Annotated in this window: 13 protein-coding genes and 1 pseudogene; 5 read left to right on the top strand and 9 right to left on the bottom strand. The window is 41.4% G+C overall.

The features are described from left to right. Positions 1–72: 72 nt before the first annotated feature. From A8805_RS07685 to A8805_RS07705, 5 genes are all read right to left on the bottom strand, one after another. On the bottom strand, positions 73–1,272 hold the full coding sequence (locus A8805_RS07685) for an MBL fold metallo-hydrolase (protein ID WP_109709641.1): 1,200 nt from the start codon (positions 1,270–1,272) through the stop codon (positions 73–75). Between the two features lie 17 nt (positions 1,273–1,289). Continuing rightward, the gene (locus A8805_RS07690; protein ID WP_109709643.1) at positions 1,290–1,970 is read right to left on the bottom strand and encodes a DUF542 domain-containing protein; all 681 of its coding nucleotides are present in this window, start codon (positions 1,968–1,970) and stop codon (positions 1,290–1,292) included. A 130-nt stretch (positions 1,971–2,100) separates the two neighbouring features. Beyond that, complete coding sequence (locus tag A8805_RS07695; protein WP_109709645.1) at positions 2,101–2,790, bottom strand: Crp/Fnr family transcriptional regulator; 690 nt, start codon at positions 2,788–2,790, stop codon at positions 2,101–2,103. 110 nt (positions 2,791–2,900) lie between these two features. Beyond that, positions 2,901–3,245 carry a P-II family nitrogen regulator gene (locus A8805_RS07700; protein WP_330405858.1) on the bottom strand — a complete coding sequence of 115 codons (345 nt, stop codon included), beginning with the start codon at positions 3,243–3,245 and terminating at the stop codon, positions 2,901–2,903. A 46-nt stretch (positions 3,246–3,291) separates the two neighbouring features. Next, entirely contained in the window at positions 3,292–4,536 is a 1,245-nt protein-coding gene (locus A8805_RS07705; protein ID WP_109709650.1) for an ammonium transporter, read from the bottom strand. Positions 4,537–4,857: 321 nt separating this feature from the next. On the opposite strand from A8805_RS07705, the gene A8805_RS07710 reads away from it, so the two are divergent. The 4 genes from A8805_RS07710 (at position 4,858) to A8805_RS07725 (ending at position 11,320) form a co-directional block, all read left to right on the top strand. Beyond that, on the top strand, positions 4,858–5,484 hold the full coding sequence (locus A8805_RS07710; protein WP_109709653.1) for a TetR/AcrR family transcriptional regulator: 627 nt from the start codon (positions 4,858–4,860) through the stop codon (positions 5,482–5,484). Positions 5,485–5,698: 214 nt separating this feature from the next. Next, a complete protein-coding gene (locus A8805_RS07715) occupies positions 5,699–6,397 on the top strand; it encodes an ABC transporter ATP-binding protein (protein WP_109709655.1) in 699 nt (232 codons plus the stop codon). A gap of 50 nt (positions 6,398–6,447) precedes the next feature. After that, positions 6,448–9,561 carry an ABC transporter permease gene (locus A8805_RS07720; protein ID WP_109709657.1) on the top strand — a complete coding sequence of 1,038 codons (3,114 nt, stop codon included), beginning with the start codon at positions 6,448–6,450 and terminating at the stop codon, positions 9,559–9,561. Positions 9,562–9,652: 91 nt separating this feature from the next. Continuing rightward, positions 9,653–11,320 carry a S8 family peptidase gene (locus A8805_RS07725; RefSeq protein ID WP_109709659.1) on the top strand — a complete coding sequence of 556 codons (1,668 nt, stop codon included), beginning with the start codon at positions 9,653–9,655 and terminating at the stop codon, positions 11,318–11,320. A 73-nt stretch (positions 11,321–11,393) separates the two neighbouring features. On the opposite strand, the gene A8805_RS07730 is transcribed toward A8805_RS07725, so the two are convergent. Next, positions 11,394–12,290 carry a helix-turn-helix transcriptional regulator gene (locus tag A8805_RS07730; protein ID WP_109709660.1) on the bottom strand — a complete coding sequence of 299 codons (897 nt, stop codon included), beginning with the start codon at positions 12,288–12,290 and terminating at the stop codon, positions 11,394–11,396. A gap of 321 nt (positions 12,291–12,611) precedes the next feature. Here A8805_RS07730 and A8805_RS07735 point away from each other — a divergent pair, with 321 nt between their 5' ends. Then, entirely contained in the window at positions 12,612–13,493 is an 882-nt protein-coding gene (locus tag A8805_RS07735; RefSeq protein WP_109709661.1) for an AraC family transcriptional regulator, read from the top strand. Between the two features lie 74 nt (positions 13,494–13,567). Here the strand turns inward: A8805_RS07735 and A8805_RS07740 are convergent, their stop codons facing one another. The 3 genes and pseudogenes from A8805_RS07740 to A8805_RS07750 all read right to left on the bottom strand — a co-directional run bounded on the left by A8805_RS07740 (position 13,568) and on the right by A8805_RS07750 (position 16,686). Continuing rightward, a complete protein-coding gene (locus A8805_RS07740) occupies positions 13,568–14,890 on the bottom strand; it encodes an alpha-glucosidase/alpha-galactosidase (protein ID WP_109709664.1) in 1,323 nt (440 codons plus the stop codon). A 43-nt stretch (positions 14,891–14,933) separates the two neighbouring features. Then, a pseudogene (locus A8805_RS22940) lies at positions 14,934–15,718 on the bottom strand (carbohydrate ABC transporter permease). 59 nt (positions 15,719–15,777) lie between these two features. Next, positions 15,778–16,686 (bottom strand): carbohydrate ABC transporter permease, encoded by a 909-nt coding sequence (locus tag A8805_RS07750; protein WP_109709666.1) that lies wholly within the window; start codon positions 16,684–16,686, stop codon positions 15,778–15,780. Between the last annotated feature and the right edge of the window lie 2 nt (positions 16,687–16,688).

Raw genomic sequence — 16,688 nt, forward strand, 5'->3', positions numbered from 1 at the left:
TCTGCCCCAAAAAGTCGCAAGTAATCCAAAAGGACATTTTCCCCTATCTTTAGTGTCTATTCTGGCTCAAATTTACTTTTCCTGCTGCCTGCAAAGTGCCTTTGCTATCTCTGCTGCGTTATTAAAGTCTTCTTCCTCCGGGTTCCAGTGGCACTTTGCTTCTTCTTCAACCACTGAAAATCCTGCACCTTCCAGTCTTTCACGGAGTACCTTTGTTCCTTCTCCGCTCCAGCCATAACAGCCAAATACCGCAGCTTTCTTCTCTTTAAACTTCAATTCCTTTAAAAAGTCAAGCCATCCGCCCATGGAAGAAATAATACTGCCGCCTACAGTCGGTGCGCCTACTGCGATTGCTTTTGAATTAAAAACTTCAGTCATAATGTCATTTTTATCTGTTTTGGAAATGTTAAATATCTTCACTCTTGTATCCGGTGAAATCTGGGCTATTTCCGCACCAATTTTATGAGCAAGCTGTTTTGTTCCATCCCACATCGTATCATAAATAACTGTAATCTGATCTTCCTGGTAGTTCTGTGACCATTCATAATATTTTTCCACAATCTGCATTGGGTTATCTCTCCAGATGGAGCCATGGCTTGTAGCAATGATATCAATCGGCAGATTCAGAGCCTGAATTTCTTCAATTTTCTTTTTTACAAGCATGGAAAACGGATTTAAGATATTTGCATAATACTTCTTTGCTTCCTCCCATAAAAGACACTGGTCCGCTTTATCGTTAAACAATTCCTCCACTGCATAATGCTGTCCAAAGGCATCATTTGAAAACAATATATTATCCCTGGTCATATAGGTTGCCATACTGTCCGGCCAATGAAGCATTTTCATTTCAACAAAAACAAGCTTCTTTCCATTTCCGATATCTACAGAATCCCCTGTTTTCACAACCTGGTAATTCCATTCAGGATGATGGTACTGCCCGGTCAGTGACTTCACACCGCTAGCAGTGCAGTAAATGGGCGTTCCCGGTATCTTTTCCATCAGGGCAGGAAGAGAACCGCTGTGGTCAACTTCCCCGTGATTTGCAACAATAAAGTCAATTTCCTTTAAGTCAATCTCCTTTTCCAGATTATCAATAAACTGGGTGGAATGGGGTTTCCATACTGTATCAATTAAAACGTTCTTTTCTTCCTTAATTAAATATGCGTTTTGACTTGAGCCATGATGAATTGAGTATTCATCTCCATGAAAAGACTCCAGCTCCCAGTCCATAAATCCCAACCAGTATACATTATTTTTTACAAGCTTCTTCATGATGGTATATTTCCTTTCTATTTTTGAAATAACAGTGAGTTTTCGATGAATATATGAATATAAATGTCCTTTACTAACTCATGAAGCTTTTGGAAGGTCAGATGATATGTGGCACATCCATCCTTTGGTACCGTAAACTCATTGGTGCAGGCCTCTATCTGCTTTATGAGGTTTCCTGCTGCTTCATGTTCGTCCTCAAGTTCTTTTACATATTCATCATTGCTTCCGGTTGCTTTTTGCCTCATATACGGAAAAATAAGTTTTTCCTCTTTCGCAAAATGCTCTTGAAGCTCTTTCCTCAGATCAGAGAAAAGTTCATGCAATGGAACAAGTTGTTCTTGATGATGCACATAATGGGCAAGCAATACTTTATTTAGCAATTCATCAACTTCTGCGAGAAGCACCCTTTCTTTTGTATGATGAGTCACAATAATGTAATCAATCAACTCAGGTACACTCATTTCCATCAATTTGTCAACTTCAAGTATCTGACCCTTTTCCGGTGATGCCCCTTCCCCGGTGAGCTTTCTATTCAATAGTTCAATAAAACTTTTTGAATCTATTCCAAGCTCCTCTACCGCATCCTCCAAGAGCTCTTTTCCTCCGCAGCAATAGTCAATGTGGAAATCATTGAATATTTCAATCGCCTTAGGATATGCCTTTACAATATCAGTTATTTTCATATTATTTGTAATCATCTTATTTTCCTCCTTATTATCTGCCGCTTTTTGTTTTCTTTGTAAGCCCAGTATATCTATAGAAGAAAAATAAAAATGTGATTCAAATCATTATTTAAAAATAATTTTAAAATATTTAACGGGTTCTGCTTTAATCCCCGTTTTCAAAAACATCCCGCAGCATGTCCGTATTCAAAATATGCACCTTCTTGTTCCCTTCCAGCTTAATTGCACCTTCTGATTGAAGTTCGCCAAGCTTTCTGCTGATGGTCTCTCTCCGAACATTAATATAAGCCGCCATATCCTCCCTTGTTAACTCTATGATTTTCCCTTTTATCCGGCTGCTCCGAAATAAAATAAAACCTGCCACTCTTGCCTTTGCATCATTGATAGATAATAGCTGGACCAGCTCATTTGTCAGGGATAGCTTTTTACCGACAACATTTAATATCTTAATGCCAACCTCGGGCCTTTTCAGAATTAAGTTCTGAATATCACTGTGGGAAATCAGACATACGCCCGATTCCCCCAGCGACACAGCATTCGCTTCAAAACTCTTTCCTCCAAAGATATTCTGCTCTCCATATACATCCCCTTCCATCAGTATATCCAGAACATATTCTTTTCCTTCAAGAGAATAGCGGTTTATTTTAATCTTCCCATAACGGATAATCATAATTTTGTCTGCTTCATCTGTTTCACTAAAGACGATATCACCTTTTTTATAATCCAGATGCTGAGCCTTTACAACAAGTTCTTTTTGTTCTTCCTGAGTAAGAGATTCAAAGAGTGTAATTTTAGAGGTACATAGTTGATTGCAGTTATCACATGTATATTTCATAACTCTCTCCTATCGGCACTGCAGTATTGACGTTCTCTCCGGCTGCACTGTTTTTCATATCATATCAAATATTTCCAAAAAAAGAAAGTTCATAAAGGGGAATTTCTGCTCTAATAGATTGCTTCATTCCCGCGCTGTCCCGTCCGTATACGAACCGCATCCTTTAAGTCACACACAAATATTTTCCCATCTCCCGGATTTCCTGTATAGGCAATTTCGCAGATTACATCCACTACTTTATCTACCCACTGCTCAGTGGATACTACAATTTCAAATTTAATTTTAGGAAGCATATTGATATCTACTTTTGTTCCCCTGACAATGCTGGAATAACCCTTCTGAATGCCGCATCCCATTACCTGTGAAACTGTTATTCCATGTACATTTATTCTATTTAATGCATCTTTCAAATCTTCGTACACTTCTTCATTTACGATTGCATCTATTTTAACCATAATTCAAACCCCTTTCTTCTTCCATTTATATGTATCGCTGTTTCATTTAGTCAAGTCCGTTAAATGACGGATATGCGTCCTCTCCATGCTGTGTAATATCCATGCCGCGTTTTTCTTCCTTTTCTGAAACACGCAGCGGGATAAACAGTTTAATAACAGATGCGCAGACTAATGTCCCGACAACTGCAACTGCGATTGTAAGAAGAATACTTATAATCTGTGCGGTAAACAAACGGTAATCTCCAAATACAAGGCCATCCCATCTGGCCACCGAATTGATAGAGGATTTTGCAAACAATCCTGTTGCAATTCCACCCCATATTCCTCCAATGCCGTGACATCCAAAGGCATCCAGAGCATCGTCAAAACCTATGCGTTTTTTAATAACTGATACTGTAAAGTAGGCAAGGGGACTGACAACTGCACCAATAATAAAGGCGGACCAAAGCGGTACGAAACCTGCTCCCGGTGTAATTGCTACCAGTCCCAGCACTGCACCTGTGCACGCACCCACAACAGTTGGTTTTCCCTGCTTTACCATATCAATAATCATCCAGGAAAGCATTGCCGCAGCCGCTGATGTGTTCGTCGTCATCAATGCATGAGCTGCAAGGCTTCCCGCCGATAATGCACTGCCTGCATTGAATCCAAACCATCCGAACCAAAGAATGGATGCTCCAAGCAGGACGAACGGGATATTGTGTATACGGTAAGAAAGTCTGTCATAGCCGTTGCGCTTTCCAAGCATAATACAGAGTACAAGCCCGCTGACACCAGAACTGATATGAACAACATTACCTCCTGCAAAGTCAACTGCGCCAAGTACGGAACCCATAAATCCGCCTGCTCCCCATACCATGTGGGCCAGTGGATAGTATACAACTAAAGACCAGAGGACTATAAAAATAAATAATGCTTTAAAATTCATTCTGCCTGCCACAGAACCTGTAATCAAGGCCGGTGTAATAATTGCAAACATCATCTGAAATGCAACAAATGCAAATTGAGGAATGGTTGACGCATAGGGGCTGACTGCGTCTTCTGCTATTCCATTCAAACAAAATAGTTTCAGATTCCCGATAATTCCCAGGTTATCTCCTGAAAAACTCAGGGAATATCCTATCAGAACCCATAATACGGATGCCAGCCCCATAATAAAGAATGATGACATCATTGTATTTAATACATTCTTTCTTCGTTCAAGACCCCCATAAAAAAATGCCAGGCCCGGTGTCATAAAAAATACCAGTGCTGCTGAAACGAGAATAAAAGCAGTATCTCCTGTATTCATAATCTTACCCTCCATCAATGATTAACGTTTTCCTTTAAAAAGTGTCCAGATTTTTAAACTACCATGGTTTTGTTTAAAAACAGAAAGGCAAAGGTGCTTGAAGTTGTAAAACCTCAGGCACCTTTGCCTTAACAATACTTATAATACATTGATATAGTTTTGTCAATATTTTTATTCATTATTTTCTTCAATTATCAGAAAACTTTTCAAAATAATGGTTGACATCTTATTAAAAACACAGTAAAATAACATTGTTATTTTACTATCTATTCATGCCTGCTGTATTGCAGCAGCATACTTAATTTTTGTGAGGTGAACCCAATGTCGAGAAAGGCCGGAAGCATTTCAGAAGAGACAAAAACCCGGCTGCTAAAGGCAGCGGCAGATGAATTTTCAGAATATGGCTTTCAGAAATCCTCCCTTCGCAGGATTTGCACTAATGCAGAAGTAACTACCGGGGCATTGTACTTTTTTTTCCGGGATAAGGAGGATTTATTCATAAGCGTTATCTCTCCTGTCACGGATGGGATATATGAGATGATGAAGGCACATTATGAACACGAGCTGCTCAGTCAGGGTCCGGGCAGCGCTCAGGCAGAAGATGCGGATCTGCGTATGGGCGAAAAGTTTCTGGAATTTTTTTATCAAAACAGAACAATCTGTAATATCGTCCTCAATCACCGCACCCATTCGGCCGTCTGTACTTTTTTTGACCGTATAGCTGCATTGGCAGACAGACAGACTTTGCTGCTGCTGCAATTGGATTCTGCAAAGATACCACCGGATTCAGTATTCAATGAATGTACGGTTCACTGGATTTCACATCTGCAGATTGACATGGTGCTTCATATACTATCCCATGATTTTGATGAACAGAGGGCGAAGGAACAACTAAAGATTATGATACGCTTTCTAAGAGGCGGATTTCTTTCACTCCTGCCGGAGTGAATTTAATAGAACGAAGAGTTTGCAAGCAAACTCTTGCGCCTGGGTTGGTCGCATAGTTACATCTACCTTTTACGCCGCAGTGCGATCTCCCCGGAGGGGTTTTGTGTAATAGGAAAAACATTTTCCTATTACACAAATAAGGGCTTTCATGCCCTTAAAAAATAACATTAACATAACATTGTTATTTATTTTGAAAGGAGGAATAAAATACGTCATGTATATTGAGGTAAAAAACATCAAAAAGAGCTACGGTCAAGGCAGTAGTTTCGTCCAGGTACTGGATGGAATCAGTACACAAGTCGAAGAAGGGCAAATGTGTATTATTTTAGGGCCCTCCGGTTCCGGAAAATCCACTTTCTTAAATGTAGTAGGAGGTCTCGATACGGTAGACAGCGGAAGTATTCAAATTGCGGGGAAAGAAATCACCGGATTAAAGCCGGAGGAACTTTCCGATTACCGCAGGGATGCCCTGGGTTTTGTTTTCCAATTTTATAATTTAATCCCCAACCTTACCGTGAGGGAAAACATAGAAGTCTGCCGCTATCTTTCCAAAAAGCCCCTCTCTTTGAATGAACTCCTGGAGACTCTGGGACTTACAGAGCATCAGAACAAGTTTCCCTCACAGCTTTCGGGAGGACAGCAGCAGCGCTGCGCACTTGCCCGGGCACTTATAAAAAACCCCAGACTCCTGCTATGTGACGAACCAACCGGAGCGCTGGATTCCAAGACAGCAAAAGAAATTCTTATTCTGCTGGAAGAAATCAATCAGAAGTACGGTACAACTATGCTGATTGTTACTCACAATGACATAATCAAGAGTATGGTCCATAAAGTCATTCACATCCGGGACGGACAGATTTACAGGGAATCTGAAAATAAAGCCCCTGTTCATGCCGCTGTTCTTGAATTGTAAAAAAGACGTAACTGTTCATGGTTCTGAACAGATAAAGGAGGAATCATTCTATGCAGAAACTATTGCTGCGCCGTGTCCTTAGGGATATGAAAGCAAATCTTTTCCGGTACCTTGCTCTTTTCCTGCTGATTGTTCTTGTCATGTTTGTCATAGTAAGCATGGTTGGCTCAGCAGAAAGTATCATTGGAACCGTTGATAAAAAAGCCCAGAAAAATCATTTGGAAGATGGCCAGTTCGGTGTCTTTGTTCCGCTTGATAACAATACAATCAAAAAACTTAAAAATAAAGGCGTGACTTTGGAGGAATGTTTCTATCTTGACTTCCCTGGAAAAGGTGGATCGACTCTCCGTGTTATGAAAAACCGGGAACAAATCAATCTGGTAGAATTAACAAAAGGCCGCCTTGCCGAAACGAAACATGAAATTGTCCTGGAGCGCATATACGCTGCCACCCATAAAATTAACTTAGGGGATTCACTGGATATTGGAGGCAGTTCATATACCGTCACCGGTATCGGCACTTCGGCTGATTATGACCACTGCCTGAAAAATCTGTCCGATATGTCCTCTGACGGACGGGTTTTCGGGACTGCTTTTGTTACCGCCCCGGCATATGAAGAACTGCTTCAAAGCGGAAAGGCACTGCATACCCAGGAATACCGCTACAGTTATCTGCTTACGGGGGGTATCACAGACACCGGTTTAAAAGACGATCTATCAGATCTGAAGCTTAGTCCAAACGAAATAAACGATACTTTCTTTCAGGAAATGGTCAATCGTGAAATAGGTCCCCGGAATGAAACTAAAGACGGAGTGCAGACCCTCGCCGATAGCACCAATGAACTTTCAAACGCCCTTAATACATTTAAGGATGGCGTTGGCAGCTTAGAAAACGGTATCCAGACTATATATGACGGCCTGAAACAACTAAATGAACAATCCGCCCCCCTAAGTGCAGGTTCAGATGAGGTCCTTTCTGCTCTAAAAGAGTTAGAAACCAATGCCCAGGCATTGTCTTTCTCTGTTTCCTCCGTACAGGAGCTAAAAGAAGCTTCTTCTGCGCTGCTTGCGGGTACAGAGGAACTAGATAACAACTTGCAAACCTTATCGGAGCAAATCAGCCTTGAAAACTTTGAGGCTGACATGAATTCTACTTTTGCACAATATGGAATTGCCTCCTCCTTGTCTTTAGACGCACAGGTACTGCTGGGTTTCACACAGGCTTACCTGACACAGGTGGATAGCGGCCTTGCTGCTATTTCAGAAGGCTCCGGAGAATTACGCAGAAATCTCAAAACCTTTGACGAAGCAATGAGTATGCTTCCTGCTTCTATGGAAGCACTGAATCTTGGGATGGACCAGTTTCATTCTGCAATTGCTACGCTGCTTTCAGAATATGGGAAGCTTAACGATGGTGTTTCTGCTTACACAGCAGGGCTTCATCATATTTATGAGGGCTATTCTGAGATTTCAGAAGGTGCCGGAAGATTAAGTGAAGGGGCCCAAAAACTTTCAGATAGCGGTGAAGAGTTCCGCGGAGGTGTGGTGGAATTACAGGATAAGACAAATGAGCTCCTTGAGGAATATTTCCCTTTTGAAACCGGGAATCTGACCGATTTTGTAAAAGCAGCAGACAATCCCAGAATCAAAGCTGCCAATGAGGATGTAGAGATTAACCGGAGTGTGGGGAAGATGGCAGGTATCATTCTCCTCGTCTTAATTACCTATGTGATTTCTATTTTTATTATCCACTCTATTGAGCAGGAAAGTTCTATAATTGGCGCTTTATATGCACTTGGTTTGAAACAGAAACAACTCCTTTTCCATTACACCATGCTGCCAGTAATCCTCTGTTTCTTTGGCGGAGCAGCGGGGACTCTTCTTGGATACTCAAAGCAGGGAATATCCTTTATGACAAGGGAATCTTCCGCCTATTATTCCATACCGCCTATTGATACAGTTTACACTCCTGGCTTACTCATTTATGGGTTGATAATTCCACCCCTGACTGCGTTTGTAGTTAACGCTTTGCTTATCCGTAAAAAGTTAAATCAGAATGCCCTTTCTCTTCTCAGGAAAGAGCAAATTCACAAGGGTAATTCACACAGACAGCTCAAATCAGGAGATTTCATCCATATGTTTCAGATTCGGCAGTTTTTACGGGAAAAACGGAGCTGCCTTGCAGTTCTTGCGGGAATGTTCATATCCTTGTTGGTTCTGGTGCTGGGGCTGAACTGTTATGCTCTCTGCCGTAATCTGCAGACGCAGAATGTGGCAGATACCAAATATGAGTATATGTATCAGTATAAATACCCTACAAAAACGGCTCCCCGGGACGGCTATACTGCATACGTGAAGAGCCTTAAAAAAGAAGTGATGGGATATGATATGGAAATCAGCATCATTGGCCTAAATGGAAAAAGTTCTTTCTTTCCGCCTATCACAAGCAAAAAACAGAACGAAATCAGTATTTCTTCCTCTGTAGCTGACAAATATGGAATCCAGGTAGGTGAAGAGCTGATGCTTCATGATGAAGTAAATGAAAAAGTTTACGGATTTACTGTAAAAGAAGTAATAAATTATTCCCCGGGATTATGTTGTTTTATGGATATTGGAAGCATGAGGGAACTATTTGGACAGGACAGTGATTTTTATAATGTTGTCTATGCAGACCATGAACTGGATATAGATGCCGGCAGGCTTTATGCTGTTTCTACAAAAGCCGATATAGAAAAAAGTTCTAATATTTTTCTGGAGAACATGATGTCCCTGATTGTGACAATGTCCTCTGCTGCTATTTTAATTTTTATCATTGTCCTTTACCAAATGATGAAGGTAATGATTGACCGCGCTGCTGTCAGCATTTCTCTGATGAAAATATTTGGCTATCGGGACAAAGAAATCCAAAGGCTCTATCTGGATGGAAATTTTCTGCTGATATCCATAGGAGCACTGATTATGATACCTGCTGCCAAATGGCTGATGGATGCAATTTACCCCACTTTTGTGGCAAATGTTGCCTGTGGTCTTGATTTATCCTGGCCTCCGGTAATGTACGTATTTACATATTCCGGCATTTTGCTCAGCTACCTGCTGATCCGCACTGTGCTGTTGGGCAAATTGAAAAAGACAACTCCTGCAGAAGTACTAAAAAACAGGGAGTAAAAAATGTTCTGGCAAAAGAACCTAAAGTATGTTTATACATAGAATATCTTGAGACATTCTACTTCATTGTATATGAAAGGAAGTATATACTATGTATAAAATATTAGATGAAAATTACATTGATTTAATGATTGAGAATTCATTCGCCAGTGCTCTTCAAAAAGAGTATGATATAACAAGAATCAATGCAAGATATTCAGTTCTTCATTCACCTGCCAGTAGATTTAACATGTGTGAACTGGGTAATTATCCGTACCATATATTCCCAACCCTATATGCCCTTAATTCCACTATCAGCCTTGAGAAATCTAACGTAATCGCAATCCAGAATAACGTCAATTTATCGTTATTTGGGGAAGGAGTTGTAATTGGCTTTGTGGATACTGGAATCGATTATAGCCATGAGGCCTTTTTGAATGCCGATGGCTCTACAAAAGTTTTTTCGATTTGGGATCAGACAATAGAAACGGATGCACCGCCCGAAGGCTTTACATTTGGTACGGAATATGACAAAAATATGATTAATATAGCATTGACAGCAGAGGATCCCTTTTCCATTGTTCCCAGTAATGATGAAAACGGCCACGGTACAATGCTGGCAGGGATTGCTGCCGGAAACCAAAATCCAGCAGCCGGTTTCAGGGGCGTTGCGCCTCAATCTGAATTGATTGTGGTTAAACTGGCCCCTGCAAAAAAATTGAATAAAAAGATTTTTAGTGTCAGGGAATCTGTCCTCTGCTATCCTGAAACTAATATTTTTTTAGGAATTGAATATATACTGTCTGTGATTCAACGAATCCAACGCCCCCTGGTTCTTTGTATCGGGATAGGCTCAAGTCAGAGTGCTCATGATGGTCAGAGTGCTCTCGGTATGTATTTGAATACCTTGTCCACGATGCCCGCAATAGCGGTATGCGTTTCTGCCGGAAATGAAGGAAATACTCAAAGACATTACCGGGGCACAGTTTCAGGCACTAAATATTCTCAAACTATTGAATTCAAAATTGGTGAGAAAGATTCCCAATTTCCTCTGGAAATATGGCAGAAATCACCCAGCAGGCTGTCGGTAGAATTAATTTCACCTACAGGAGAACATATACACAGCATCCTGCCCGGATTCAATACATGCAGAGAACACACTTTTGTCTTTGAGACTTCAAAAGTCTATATCAATAATTTCATTATGGAAGAGGAAACCGGAGAGCAATTAATACTGATAAGATTTGAAAATGCATTTGGCGGTATCTGGAAACTTAGCGTTGCCAGTATTGATAACATTGCCTGTCTGTTTGATGCCTGGATGCCTTCGGGAGATATCATCTCTTCCGAAACCTTTTTCCTGGAATCTGATCCAAATATAACAATTACCTCTCCCGGCAATTCGCCTAATCCGATAACTGTAACCGCATATGACCAGGTACAAAACAGCATCCTGCTTACATCAAGCCACGGCTTTACATCCACAAACATCATGAAGCCCGATATTGCCGCTCCCGGTTATGCCCTGACATGTCCCCTCCCCGGACAGAATTATGGTATAGCTACAGGAACCGGAGCCGCCTCCGCCCATACATCTGGAATTATTGCTCTGTTGATGGAATGGGCTGCCTGGAAAGGAAACTACACAACCATTACAGGCAGGGATATCAGCCGACTCCTTATACGGGGGGCAAGAAGGGATAAGAATGTCGAATATCCCAATCCTGTCTGGGGCTATGGGCAAATTGATATTCTGGGACTGTTCAAAAGCCTTACTTAGAAACAATTTTTATAATTTTCAGTAATAAAAGAGAAGTAGAAAGAGGGATATTGCTAAATACAAACATATCTCTCTATTCCTTCTTTGTAATTCCCTGAATGATGATTGTAGCTATCCCGCACAGCAGCCCGCCTACAGGAAATACAATCCAGCATCTTGCCCACATATCGTATCCAAGGCCCGCTATAAGAAACAGTGCTGTAGCCGCCAGCATAATGCAGCCGCACCATATACCGATTCTTTTATCCATCTCTCGTTTCTCCTTATCAGGACGGTTTTCCTCATTATAGGCATCTATATCATATTTTGACTTCTGCATACCGGAGTAAATAAGAATAGATATACCCACAGCCACAAACAAAAGGAAAACAGCCGTATATATATCTGCAGTATACCCTGCAGGTACCGGAAGACAATCACTGACAATCTGGAATACCAGACCTAAAAGTATCACACCTATTCCTGACGCAACCAAAATAGGGTACCGCTGTTCAAATTTTTCCAGTACATTTTCCGTATAAAAAGGCTGGATTACCGGATGTTTTTTACAAAACCGCTCTTTCTGAAGCCCCGCCACCACAAAAATCAGAACAGCAGGTATAATAAACAGCATTAAAATTGCAGAGGACAGATTGTCATCAAAATATATAGCCGATAAAAATACTTGCACACTTGCTCCAAGCAATATCAAACCAACTCCAATCATAATACTTGCGCAAAACCTGTTCATATGCCTGTCATACCCTGCAGTGTCCTCGGTAATACTCCCCTCCGCATTTCCCCGCAGCATCAGATCCATAGAGCATCCGAACATATCACAGAGCTGAAGAATCTTCTCCATCTCAGGATAAGATGTTCCTGCCTCCCACTTTGAAATTGTCTGCCGGGACACACCAAGTTCCTCCGCCAATTGTTCCTGGGTAATCTCCTTATTCTTTCTATAAAATTGTAAATTTTCAGCTAAACTCATTTTCTTTTCCTGCCTTTCCACTCTTTATATTTTTAAGATATTTTTTCTGATGCCGGCTAATCAGAATCATATTTGCAAATGTTTATCTTTCACAAATTATAGTGTGGCATGGATGTAAACTCAAGCAAATTCATGTAGCATTTGAAGAAATCTATGTAAACTTATGGTTGCAGCCTTGTAAATCCAGGCTTTTTCACCGTTTACCATGAATTCTAATATTTACACTGCCGTATCTAGAGTTTTTATACCATATGTGTTAATCTAGTCATAGAAAGAATCTTTTGCAGATACTCCTGACAAGGTCGGAAAGGATGTAGCGGGATGGAAAATGCGTATGTACTCCAGTTAAATGAAAGTGATAACAGATATCAGGAATATTACCTCTGTTTTTGCGGATATGCGAATTGCTCCCCAGGGCATAGCTTTGGACCGGCAGTGAGGAATAACTATCTGATTCATGTAGTGTTGGAAGGGGAAGGAGAATTCCGTTTTGATGACAAAGTGTATTATTTGAAAAAGGGACAGGGATTTCTGATTGAGCCACATGTACGAACCTTTTATAAATCGTCAAAGGAGCTGCCCTGGACCTATATATGGATCGGATTTAATGGCAGCAGATGTGAGAAGTATTTAAGAGATCTGGGACTGGGAATGAGTCATCCGATTTTCAAAACAAATTATGCCGGTGAATTAGAGGCACTTTTATTAGATATGTTGAAGCACAGTAAAATAGGCCAATATCACGACTTCTTTATTCAGTCGTACTTATATCAGTTTCTCGGATATCTGGCCAAGGAACTGACCGTAGAATTACCATCGGCACCCAATGAGAGAAAAACTTATTATATCCGAAAAGCGGTAGAGTATATCAGCAATAATTATGTATATGAAATCAGCGTTCAAGATGTGGCCGATTTTGTATGTATAAACAGGAGCTATCTGTCCACGCTTTTTAAGAAAGAGCTGGGAATATCGCCACAGAAGTATCTGGCCGATTTTCGGATGGACAAGGGAGCAGATATGCTTACCCTGTCTGATCTGTCAATCGAAAATATTGCAATATCCTGCGGCTATAGAGACCCTCTGGTATTCTCCAAGACATTTAAGCGGAAAATGGGTGTATCACCAAATCAATACCGGAAAAATTCATGGAAGAATAATAAGGAAAAGCTAGAAAATATGGAGTTTAAGCTTAATCATTAAGAGGAACACAAAAAGAAGGTACAGCAACATATTAGATGCTGTACCTCTTGTTGTTTCTAATGCCTTTTTAATGCTTATTGGAAATCAGCCATATATTCGTTATGAGCTTCGATCAGTTCATCACACATCTTTTTGATATCTGGAATACTTAACTCAGAAGAAGTATGAGGATCCAGCATAGCAGCGTGATAAATGTGCTCACGGTTCTTAGATACTGCAGCCTCAATTGTCAACAATTGTACATTGATATTGGTCTGATTCATCGCAGCAAGCTGAACCGGCAGCTTGCCGACATGACATGGTATAACCCCATTACCGTCGACCAGGCATGGAACTTCCACACATGCCTCGGCTGGCAGATTGGTAATCAGATTCGTATTCAGGACATTTCCGCCAATTTTATAAGGGGTATTGGTAACGATTGATTCCATAATATACGATGCATATTCTAAAGATCGTTTATGGGTAATTTTACCGTTCTTTAAAATCCGGTCTCTTTCTTCCTCCCACTCAGCAATCTGTTTTTTACACCGGCGGGGATATTCGTCAAGTGGGATATTAAATTGTTCAATCAATTCCGGATATTTACTCTTAATAAAAAAGTTGTTGTATTCTGCATTATGCTCACTTGATTCGGTGCAGTAATAGCCAAGATTGTTGATATATTCAAAGCGGACCATATCGTCATGTTTCATCCCGGCATTTTTTGCTGCTGCCATTTTTCTGATTTGGGGGTACATATCCTGGCCGTCTTTGTCCCGGATATCCAACAACCACGCCATATGATTGATTCCGGCAATCAGTTCAGTATGCCCGTCAAGCTGGCCTTTGATATCCAGATTGGTGAATAATTCCTCAGTACATTTTTGAACACTGTGGCACAGACCGACTGTGCGCACCTTCGTGTAGCGCTGCATATAGCCCGTCAGAATCGACATTGGGTTGGTATAATTGAGGAACAGGGCTTTTGGGCAAACTTCTTCGATATCTTTGGCGATATCACGAAGGACCGGAATTGTCCGCAGTCCCCGCATAATTCCGCCGATGCCCAGTGTATCGGCGATTGTCTGGTTCAGACCGTATTTTCGGGGAATTTCAAAGTCGGTAATGGTGCAGGGATCATAGCCTCCGACCTGGATTGCATTAACCACAAAGTCAGCGTTTGCCAGTGCCTTTTTTCTATTTACGGTGCCTAAATAGGTCTTAATCACAGCCCGGTCTTGATTGATGTTTTTATTTAGTGTCCGCAAGATAATTTCAGAATCATTCAGACGCTCTTCACTAACGTCATACAGCGCGATTTCGCTCTTACACAGAGCGGGTGTGCACATGCAGTCGCCCAGTACGTTCCGGGCAAAGATTGTGCTGCCGGCCCCGATAAAAGTTATTTTAATCATAGTATACCTCCTGGTTGTAATGTTTTATATTGGTATGTGGAAGTTAGAGCTTCCCGCCTGACGTAGCAATACCCTCGATAAATTGCCGCTGGAAAATCAGATATATCACAATTATGAGGATGCATGAAATCAGGGCAGCCGCCATCAGCTGCGGGTAGTTGGCCTGAAATTGTCCCTGAAGCTTGGCCAGTGCACTGGACAGCGGCATTGAGGACTGCTCGGTATTAGCGACCAGCGGCCACATCAGGTCTTTATAGGCGAAAATCGCTGTGAAGATTCCCAACGCCACCATATTTGACCGGGCCAGCGGCATCATAATGTGCAGAAATGTCTGGCCAATATTGCATCCGTCTAACCGTGCTGCTTCTTCCAGGTCTTTCGGCAAACTCTTAAAGGACTGACGAAGCAGAAAGGTACCAAAAGCAGATACCAGGCCGGGGAATATCAGTGAAAATATGGTGTTAAGCATCCCCAGTTTGTTTACAATAAGATATTGGGGAATAATAAATATCTGCGGCGGCACCATCATCTGAAAAAGAACCAGTGAAAAGCAACATTTTTTCCTCTGAAGTTCAGCCTGCCAAACGCATATCCTGCCATGGTTGCAGTCACCACTGCACAGACTATCCGTCCTGCCAGCATTAAGATGGTGTTAAGGTAAAGGCGGACAAAGTCCATTTTAGACCAGGCATCTTTAAAAGCGTCTAATCGCCATTTGCTGGGAAAAACAACAAAGGGATTTAAGCTGGTCGACTCGGTCACCGTTTTAAAGGCAGTCAGGACCATCCAGATAAAAGGAGCAATCATAATGAAAGCGCCTAAGACCATAACTGCAAAAATTATATAGTTTGCATATTTTTTCTTACTCTTCATCATTCTATCCTCCCTTAATCGTAATTAACGTGCTTTTCAATTCTCATCTGGACAAATGTGATGACCAGGATAACCACTAACAGGAGAATAACAATTGCCGACCCATATCCTTTATTATTCTGCATAAATGAATACTTGTAAAACAGATAGGATAAGGTCTGGGCCTTGGGCAGAGCTGAGTTCGTAGTGTCCATCATCATGAAGATCAGGTCAAAGATCTGAAATGCGGCAATAATCCTCGTGACACAGACAAAAAACATGGTCGGTGAGATAAGTGGTACGGTAATATGAAAAAACTGCCGGATTGGACTGGCACCGTCAATTTCGGCGGCCTCGTAAAAATCTTTCGGGATTTCCTGCAGACCGGCTAAGAATAATACCATGTTATAGCCGATTACCGACCAGATTCCAACGATTGCAATTGAAATAATAGCAATCTTGGGATCAGAAATCCAGTTCACCGGTTCCAAACCAAGCTTTCCCAGCAGGTAATTGAGTAATCCGAATTTTGAGTTATACATCCACCGCCAGACCATTGCGACAGCCGCCGGGGCGGCCACCATCGGCAGGAAAAAGATTGTCCTGAAGATGGTGCGCCCCCGCATCTTGCGGTTTAGCAGTACGGCCGCTGCCAGGCCGATGATGATCGAAAAAGGTACCTCGATAATGGCATATTTTACGGTGTTAATAAGGGATTGCCAGACCGCCTGATCTTCGACCAGATTCCGATAGTTCTCAAGCCCGATGAAGATATTGCCCTTTCCGAAGTCCCCGGTTTTAAAAAAACTTTGGTAAATTGTCTGGAAGATCGGGATAATATTTAAAATAATCAGTCCAATCATAGTTGGCAGGACGAATAGCCAGCCCCATATAAATTCATTGCGGCTCTGACGGGTTTCTTTGATTGATTTGATTTTTGCCATAT

The organism is Faecalicatena contorta, assembly GCF_003149105.1.
Lineage (GTDB): Bacteria > Bacillota > Clostridia > Lachnospirales > Lachnospiraceae > Muricomes > Muricomes contortus_C.